Here is a 7,952-nt window from a genome sequence, read left to right on the forward strand (position 1 = left end):
TTTGGCATTGTGGTCCCAGGCGATCTGGAGTCAGACGGGTGGGAAGCTCTTTTACAAGATGCGTCTTTTCGCGCATGTCTTTCGAGAACGTCGATCTTCATCGCATCTCATCACGGACGGCATGCAGGCTATTGCGAAACTGTATTTAGATACTGCTCACCCGACTTGATCCTTCTCTCGGATAAGAATCTCGTTCATCAGAGCCAAGAACATGATTACGCCAAGCACGCCCGAGGTGTCACTTGGCCGGGGAACAAATTTAGGAGAGTCCTTACGACACGTTGTGATGGGCACATTCTGATAGAGAAAGAGTCTAATCAGATTGCAAATGTTTATCTCGACATTGCTCTGTAAATTACCTTTACTCCTGTCCTCATTACCGTGGGGCATCTTCATCCGTCGCCACATACCAAGGTACTTCGCGGGCACGAAACAACTCAGGATGCCTCGTCGTCAGATGCGAAAGCACAGTTCTCGCGATTCGCACGCTGTGCTCAATCTCCTTATCCCAATCTGAATCGGACAAACCCTCGCTATGGGTTGCAGGCCACTTCGCAGTTCTGATTCCCAGAACAAGACTGGCGGCGATTGCTAGGGTCGGTCCTAATCGCTCCTGATCCACTTCTTTCCGAAAGCCGCCCACGCGCGATCCATTAGTGGAAGTCATGCGATTCGACCTCCAATCCCCGCTGCGGCAACGGAGACATGCGCGTGGAGCGTACGTGGACGACTCCACCTTCGTTTTGGAGCGGACCTTCCAGGCTAATGAACTTGCAGAGGACGACCGTCTCACGATTACGCTCAAAGAACTCTTTCGTGACCATCACATTGAAGATGCCCGTCTCATCCGCGATGGACATAAAGACCATCCCATTCGCCGTGCCGGGTCTCTGCTTCACAATCGCCAGTCCAGCCGTCYGCACGTATTCTCCCGTTCGTTTGCGTTGCAGGTCCGTGGCTGTCAGAAAGCCCCGGCATCGCAGCTCTTTGCGTCGGTAATGCATCGGGTGGTGGCCCACCGTGAGTCCCATGCCCGCGTAGTCCGCGACCAATCTCTCCTCATCACTCATTGAATCGAGCGGCAACGTTGCGTCCTCTTCTTTGAGCCAATCACTCTGCTGTCGTAGGAGCGGCCCTTCGAGTTTGCCCGCTCGCTCCACCTGCCATAGCGCATCACGGCGAYGTGCCACTCCCTCCAGTTGATTGAGTGCTCCGATGCGAGCAAGCAGAGCCAGCTCCCCACGACTCAGGGATGGCACACGCAGGGTCAAATCTTCTATCGAGCGGAAGGCTCCGCCCTCCATGCGGGCCTTCACCAATGCTTCGGCAATGTGCCTCCTTAGTCCCTTGGCATATCCGAGACCAAGCCGCAATGACTTGCTGAAGTCAGCCTCATGCTCTATCGAGCATTGCCAATCGGAGACCTGCACGTCGATGGCTTTCACGCGTAGGCCATGCCGTCGCGCATCTTCCACAATTACAGCGGCGCTGTAGAAGCCCATCGGTTGATTGTTCAGGAGCGCAGCCGTGAACGCCGCCAAGTAGTGTTCCTTGATGTACGCGGACTGATACGCGATCATCGCAAAACTCGCAGCATGAGATTCCGGGAAGCCATACAGAGCGAAAGCACCGATTTGCTCAATGACCTGCTCCTGTACCTCAGGAGCGATACCGTTCGYTGTCATGCCGGAACGCATCTTCGACTCCAGATTCTTCATGCGTTGCCAGGACCGACGCATCCCAACGGCGCGTCGCAGTTCATCGGCATCCGATGCGCTGAAGTTCGCGATCGCCATCACCATCATGAGCAACTGTTCTTGAAATAACGGGACACCTTTGGTTCGCTTCAGCGGCTTTTCGAGTGCCGGATGTAAATACGTCACCGGCTCGATACCCTGGCGTCGCCGGATATACGGGTGCATCATCTTTCCCACAATGGGGCCGGGGCGGATGATGGCGACCTGCACCACGAGGTCATAGAACTTTTCCGGGCAGTTCTTCGGAAGCGATGCCATCTGCGCGCGTGACTCCACCTGAAACATGCCGATGGTGTCTGCACGTTGCAGCGTGCGATACACACGATCATCCTGTGGGAGCTGCGCGAGGTCGATCTGGTCTCCGTAATGCTCGGGGATGAGTTCGGTGCAGTCTTTGAGCACGGCCATCATGCCCAGGCCGAGCACATCGACCTTAATCATCCCCATGTCGGCGCAGTCTTCCTTGTCCCACTGAATCACCGTCCTGCCTGGCATGGACGCCCGTTCCAACGGCACGACCCGATTCAGTTGACCTTGGCAGATCACCATGCCCCCGGAGTGTTGTCCGAGGTGGCGCGGCAGGTCTTGAATGCGTGTGCAGAGTTCGAGGTACTTGGCGATGCGTGGATTCGAGATGTCGAATCCCGCCTTGTCGAACGAGTGCGCCATCGTGTCCGTAGGGCCGCGCCACTCGAAATGACTTACAAGCCCGGACAGGCGCCGCAGAGCTTCGCGATCGAAGCCCAGGGTCTTTCCTACTTCGTTCGCAGAAGACTTCCCGCGGTAGGTGATGACATTGGCGCACATCGCTGCGCCGAGTTCACCGTAGCGCTCGTAGATGTATTGAATTGCTTGTTCGCGCTTGTCGCCCGAGGGCAGATCGAGGTCGATGTCCGGCCATTCGTTCCGGCTCTCGTTCAGGAATCGTTCAAACAGCAGTTCCATCCCGACCGGATCAACGACCGTGATTTCGAGCGCATAGCAGACGGCCGAGTTGGCGGCGCTGCCACGGCCTTGAATGAGAATTCCGTTGCGCTTGCAGAATTGAACGATGTCCCAAACGATTAAGAAGTAACCAGCGAAGCCCAGCTTCGCAATGAGCGCGAGTTCGTGCTCCACCTGCTTACGCGCTCGTGCCATCAGATCGGCATTTCGTTTCGGGCCATAGCGGCGGATGACGCCCTCTTCCACGCGCTTGCGCAGAAAGGAGTCCATCGTGTCGCCGGGCGGCACCGGATACGCGGGAAACTGATAACCGAGATTGTCGAGCTGGAATTCGAGGCGCGACGACAGTTCCAGGGTGTTGTTGGTTGCCCCCGGCACATCGCGGAAGAGATTCACCATCTCCTGCGGGGAGCGAAGATGACGCTGCCCGTTGACCGCCAGCAGGCGTCCCGCATGGTCAAGCGTGGTGTGATGTCGAATCGCGGTGAAGAGGTCAAGCACCTCACGTTCGTAGGCCGTGGCGTAGCGAACGCCGTTCGTTGCTATGACCGGCAGCTTGAGAGATTGAGCGAGATCAATCGCAACCTGATTCCGCCATTCCTCCTCACGCTCCTGGTGCCGCTGCAATTCGACGTACACATTGCGCGGACCATAGACGGATATCAGCTTCTCCAGCGTCTCCCGGCCTGCCTCCGCACCACCTTTGACGAGTGCGGCGGCCAATGGCCCTTCATCGCCTCCAGTGAGACAGATCAGACCTTCGGAGAACTCCTGAAGATCGCGAAGTAATGCAGAGCCCTCGGCTTTGCCTTTCTCCCGCAGCTTGAACCGCGTCGTGAGCTGGCACAGGTTTTGATAGCCGGTCTGCGATTCGCAAAGCAGAGAGACACGCGCGGGTTCGATGCCGAATTGATGCGGCAACCACTTTGGCGGCGCAAGCCTTGGACCAAGACTGGCGACGGCAATTTCCGCGCCCACATGGGCCTGCAATCCAGCGCGCTTCGCCGCCGTATGAAAACGTGCCGAGCCGTAGACTCCGTTTCGATCCGTCAGGGCCAGCGAGTGCATCCCCAACTCAGTCGCTCGTTCGATCAGGGCTTCGGGCTGGGATGCCCCTTCCAGAAAGCTGAAGGCGCTCGCGCTGTGAAGTTCGACGTACTCAGTCATAGAACCCTGCCATCTGCCAGCAGTGTTGTTTGAGGTCGCGGATGATGCAGCAACGCAGCTTCGTATCACTCGCGTCTGCCAAGACAAGATCCCATTGGGCTTGTCCCCAATGCTCCTGATTCCACCAGTCCGTCCCGATGACCCATGGCCCATAGGCCGCGTCCACACGGTAGGGCTCATTGCGGAATCGAAGACTGAAAGGCATTCCAGAGTTGAGTTGAACTGCGATAGGTTCAGATGGCCGCAGCTCGCGTAACGCGATACGCACTACATCGACCTCTGTAGGCGCTGGCATCGTAGTGGGCACTCGGAACCGCTCCATGCGAAAGCCGCGCGGTTGATGCGTGTCTCGCAACACGGCTTGTCCCACCGCATCTTCGCCTACGATCTTGGCAATGCGTGCCAATGTCACTTCAAGTCGCCCAGGTTCCGGTAACTGCGGAGAGAACAGACCGAGTTGGACCTTACTGATATGTCCAGACTCCGCCTGAAGCACGACATGCAGGATAGCGGCTTGCGGCGGATGCACCTCAAGTTCCATCTGCAACAACTTCAGCCAGAGAGACCGTTCATTGGTGGGTGAGGGCGGAGACACGGTGCGTGTGTGCGTCGCTCCACCTTCAAGTGCGAGAGAAACAGAGACCGATGCCAGCGCGAGGATGCGATCACTAGCGCGGCGGATTATCTGCTCCAGCATGAGATTCAACAGAAAGAGCAGGCCATCGAGCAGTTCGATGGGATTGTCCAACTCCATCTCTTCGCGCAGGGTGAACGGTGTTTCCCCCGGTTGAAACAAGTGTGGAAGCTCGCCAGCGGCCAACTGGTGCAGGCGTTTTCCTTCTTGACCCAATCGTGCGATCAAGCTCTTTTCAGGAAGCGTTGCGAGTTTGCCCAGCGTGCTAATACCCCACGACGAAAGCGTAGACATCTGCGCTTCGTTCAGTTCGAGCACGGCGAGGGGTAGCGGTGCGAGTGCGTCCCGTTCTTTCTCTTGCGGGAGGACAGTGATTGCAGCTTTTGTTGACATGCCTCGCGCCATGCACCACGCCGCATGGAAGTTCCCACTCACAGCAATCGTGGCCGCCATGCCTAGCGAACGGATTCGTTTCAGGAGTTCTTGCGCAAGTTGTCGGGGGGGTCCAAACAGTGACTCCGTTCCACTGATGTCGAGGACGCACAGAAAGGCACGTTCGAAGGTACGTGTTTCGATACGCGGCGTGAAGCCTCCGGCCACTTCCTGCACGATCGTCTGCGCGTGTGCTTCCTCCTGTGGCGTTCGTGCCAGCGCAATGACCGATGAGATGGTCTCCACTTCCACGCGCGTCATGCCATGCCGCACGCCGCGAGCCCGCGCCTTGGTGTTCATCGCGCACACAAACTCACTTGGTGGAATGCCGTCCAGAACCGCGCAGGGTTGTTCTCGCAGTGCAGGCCGCAGGCGCAAGGCTGCCTGTGCTGGAAACTCTCTTACATAGAGCGCGGCGTAGAGTTCAGGCGCTTTCATCGGCGTCCCGCCCACGCTGCATGTGTCTCCCACTCTGCCGTCGTAATCTTCGTTACCGGCTTCTTCATAGGAATGACATTGCTTTCCTGCATGAAGCGCTGGCGATGAACCTGTAGCCGATGTGTGCCTGCGGTCAGCACCGTTTTCCGTTGCGATGATTCACTGCATCCGTCGAGGTGAAGCACTAGTCCTGCGCTACTGTTCGCGCAGGCGTGCTGCGAAAGCAAAAGGACACTGGAACGTGAGTGTTCCGCCGCAGCACGATAGCGGAACCAATGCGCCAGAGGAATCCGGCTGGTGTACTTCGCGGGCAGGCTTGCCATATCCAGCACCACTGCACTGAAGCCGCCGCCCTGCAACAACAGGTCGGTCACCTTCAACGCCTGTTCAATACGCGCCCATGGCGAAAGGGGCGCGGCAGATCGAGCGTCTTGTGCCGGTCGTACCGTATGGCCAAATGCTTTTGAAGGTGCGCTAGCAACGGGATCTTTATTCGGCCTCTCCGTTCCGAAAAATCCTTCGAGCGCCCGAGCTACGCTCTTCGATTCTTGGCGGGGATGTGTACCACACCCTCCACCATGCAGACCCTTGATCGGCTCAGGACGCACCAAACAACTTTGCGGCAGTTCAAAACGAACCGGCGCCGTGTGGACACTTTCGCGGAAGATGCCGCAACGCACCCAAAGCAGATACGGCAAAGCGATCCCCGCAGCCGCCGCGCACTCCGGCTTGAGCATGTCGCCGACATCGACCCAGGCACAGACCTTGCCCCCTGCCGTGAGCTTCGCGACAGAAGAGAGAGCAAGCGATGTTCGCCCGGAACTCTCCGGCCCAACGATCTCCGTCAGGGCGCCGACCGGCAGACCGCCCTCCAGAAGCGCATCTACCGCCTGAATTCCGGTGGGTGTCGTAGGACGGACGACACGCGCACGCGGAGTCAGAGCCGATGGCATCTTGTGCGCCAGGGCGCTTTCGATCTGTACCCGAAGACTGGAGGACGAAGTCATAGCGTCTTCGCCATATCTTCGCCTATCTAGAGTGGTGCCAGTCAAGCGCCGCTTGCACTAAAAGCGTGGCAATCAGAAGCTAAGTACAACAATTAGAAGGAGAAACTTTCTTGGGTGTGGGCCTAGGCCCACACCGTTTTACTTGCCGAGCGTCCGCAGCCATGACTCCATGCTTGCCGACCAATTCCCGGAGCTTAGCCGGTGTCACACCGAATTCCTTGCTCCAATACTCCACTTCGTACGCCTCGTGGATATTGACTCTGGCCCGGTCTGCCGGACCACGATTGTTCTTGTCATCTGCCATTTCAACCTCCGGCTATCTCTCAGGAGAGAAAGCATCTGACGATAAGAAAGCCTTCGCGAACGCGAGGTTGTACTTACCTTTGAGGGAGTCGGAATGGTCAAAAAACCACCATCGCGAGCGCGGATGGTCGCTTTCATCGAAGCGATGGAATGCCTGCCGGTCTCCACTGTCCCAGAGGGGCCGGAATGGACGTATCAACTGAAGCTAGACGGCTATCGTCTGGAGGTCGTCCGTGCCGGGACCGAGACGACCTTGTATTCGCGCCGTGAGAACGTCTTGAATGCCAAGTTTCCGTATATCGCATCAGCGCTCCATCGGGTTCCGCAAGGCACCGTGATTGACGGTGAGCTGGTCGCCCTCGGCCCGGACGGAAAGCCGAACTTCAATATGCTTCAGAACTTCCGCTCCGCCGAAGAGCACATCATCTACTACGCCTTCGACATTCTGGTGCTTCGGGATCGTCACCTAACGATGCTGCCGCTTGCCGAGCGGCGCAATATCCTGCGCTCCGTCATCACACCTGCCGATCATGTGGCGCTCTCGGAAGTATCCGACCAAACCGCTACTGAGATGTTGAAGTTCGTTCGCTCTCACGGATTGGAAGGGATCGTAGCCAAGCGCACTGACAGCATTTACCAACCAGGTCTGCGGACCGGCCTGTGGTCGAAACATCGTGTCAATCTTGGGCAGGAGTTTGTGATTGGCGGCTACGTCCCTGGTACACACGGCTTCGATTCACTCGTCATCGGTTTCTATCGTGGGCGCGATCTTTACTACAGCATGTGCGGACGGTTCAAACGAGGATCAGACAAGCAGCGTATTGCGACGRCATTTCATGTCAACGCAGGATTGGACGAGAGCGTTTTCGATGAAGGAGACGACCTGCGCCCCCAGTCCATGCAGCCTGTCATCTACACCAACGACGATGGCGAACGACAGATCGAGCTCATGCGCTGGGCGTTCAAGCTGCCCGACCGCTTGCTCTTCAATGCACGATCAGAAGGCATCGAGCGGTCGAAGTTCTGGAAAGACGCTTTTTTCACGGGACGGTGCATTCTGCCTGGCGATGCCATCTACGAATGGAAGGAAGCCGAGAAAGGTAAGAAGAAACCAAAGTATGAGTTCACGATTCCCGGTCAGCATCCGTTCGGTATGGCCGCCGTTTGGAAGCTCTGGAAGAATCCGAAGACGGATCATTGGGAAAAGACGTTCGCTGTTCTGACCGGGGAGCCAAACGAGCTGATGGCCCCGATTCATGACCGCATGAC

Annotated in this window: 5 protein-coding genes; 1 reads left to right on the forward strand and 4 read right to left on the reverse strand. The window is 57.4% G+C overall.

Annotation, left to right across the window (positions count from 1 at the left end; all coding sequences use genetic code 11):
- Positions 1–653 precede the first annotated feature (653 nt).
- The 4 genes from AB4043_RS08040 to AB4043_RS08055 form a co-directional block, all read right to left on the reverse strand.
- The gene (locus AB4043_RS08040; RefSeq protein WP_442306820.1) at positions 654–3,869 is read right to left on the reverse strand and encodes a DNA polymerase III subunit alpha; all 3,216 of its coding nucleotides are present in this window, start codon (positions 3,867–3,869) and stop codon (positions 654–656) included.
- Positions 3,862–5,373: a DNA polymerase Y family protein gene (locus AB4043_RS08045; protein WP_442299674.1), complete on the reverse strand. Its 1,512-nt coding sequence runs from the start codon at positions 5,371–5,373 to the stop codon at positions 3,862–3,864. The genes AB4043_RS08040 and AB4043_RS08045 overlap by 8 nt, the downstream gene beginning before the upstream one ends.
- A complete protein-coding gene (locus AB4043_RS08050; RefSeq protein WP_442299673.1) occupies positions 5,370–6,380 on the reverse strand; it encodes a recombinase RecA in 1,011 nt (336 codons plus the stop codon). Before AB4043_RS08050 ends, AB4043_RS08045 begins: the two co-directional genes overlap by 4 nt.
- 79 nt (positions 6,381–6,459) lie before the next feature.
- Positions 6,460–6,684 (reverse strand): DUF3606 domain-containing protein, encoded by a 225-nt coding sequence (locus AB4043_RS08055; protein ID WP_442299672.1) that lies wholly within the window; start codon positions 6,682–6,684, stop codon positions 6,460–6,462.
- A 93-nt stretch (positions 6,685–6,777) separates the two neighbouring features.
- Between AB4043_RS08055 and AB4043_RS08060 the strand changes: the two genes are divergently transcribed.
- Positions 6,778–7,952, forward strand: a 1,175-nt coding sequence (locus AB4043_RS08060) for an SOS response-associated peptidase family protein (RefSeq protein WP_442306821.1), incomplete at its 3' end; no start/stop codon positions are given.

Origin of the sequence: Terriglobus sp. YAF25 (assembly GCF_052113305.1) — a bacterium.
Lineage (GTDB): Bacteria > Acidobacteriota > Terriglobia > Terriglobales > Acidobacteriaceae > Terriglobus.

Coding starts and splice junctions, on each gene's coding strand:
- AB4043_RS08055 (WP_442299672.1), bottom strand. CDS start 6,684: ATGGCAGATGACAAGAACAATCGTGGTCCGGCAGACCGGGCCAGAGTC.
- AB4043_RS08045 (WP_442299674.1), bottom strand. CDS start 5,373: ATGAAAGCGCCTGAACTCTACGCCGCGCTCTATGTAAGAGAGTTTCCA.
- AB4043_RS08050 (WP_442299673.1), bottom strand. CDS start 6,380: ATGACTTCGTCCTCCAGTCTTCGGGTACAGATCGAAAGCGCCCTGGCG.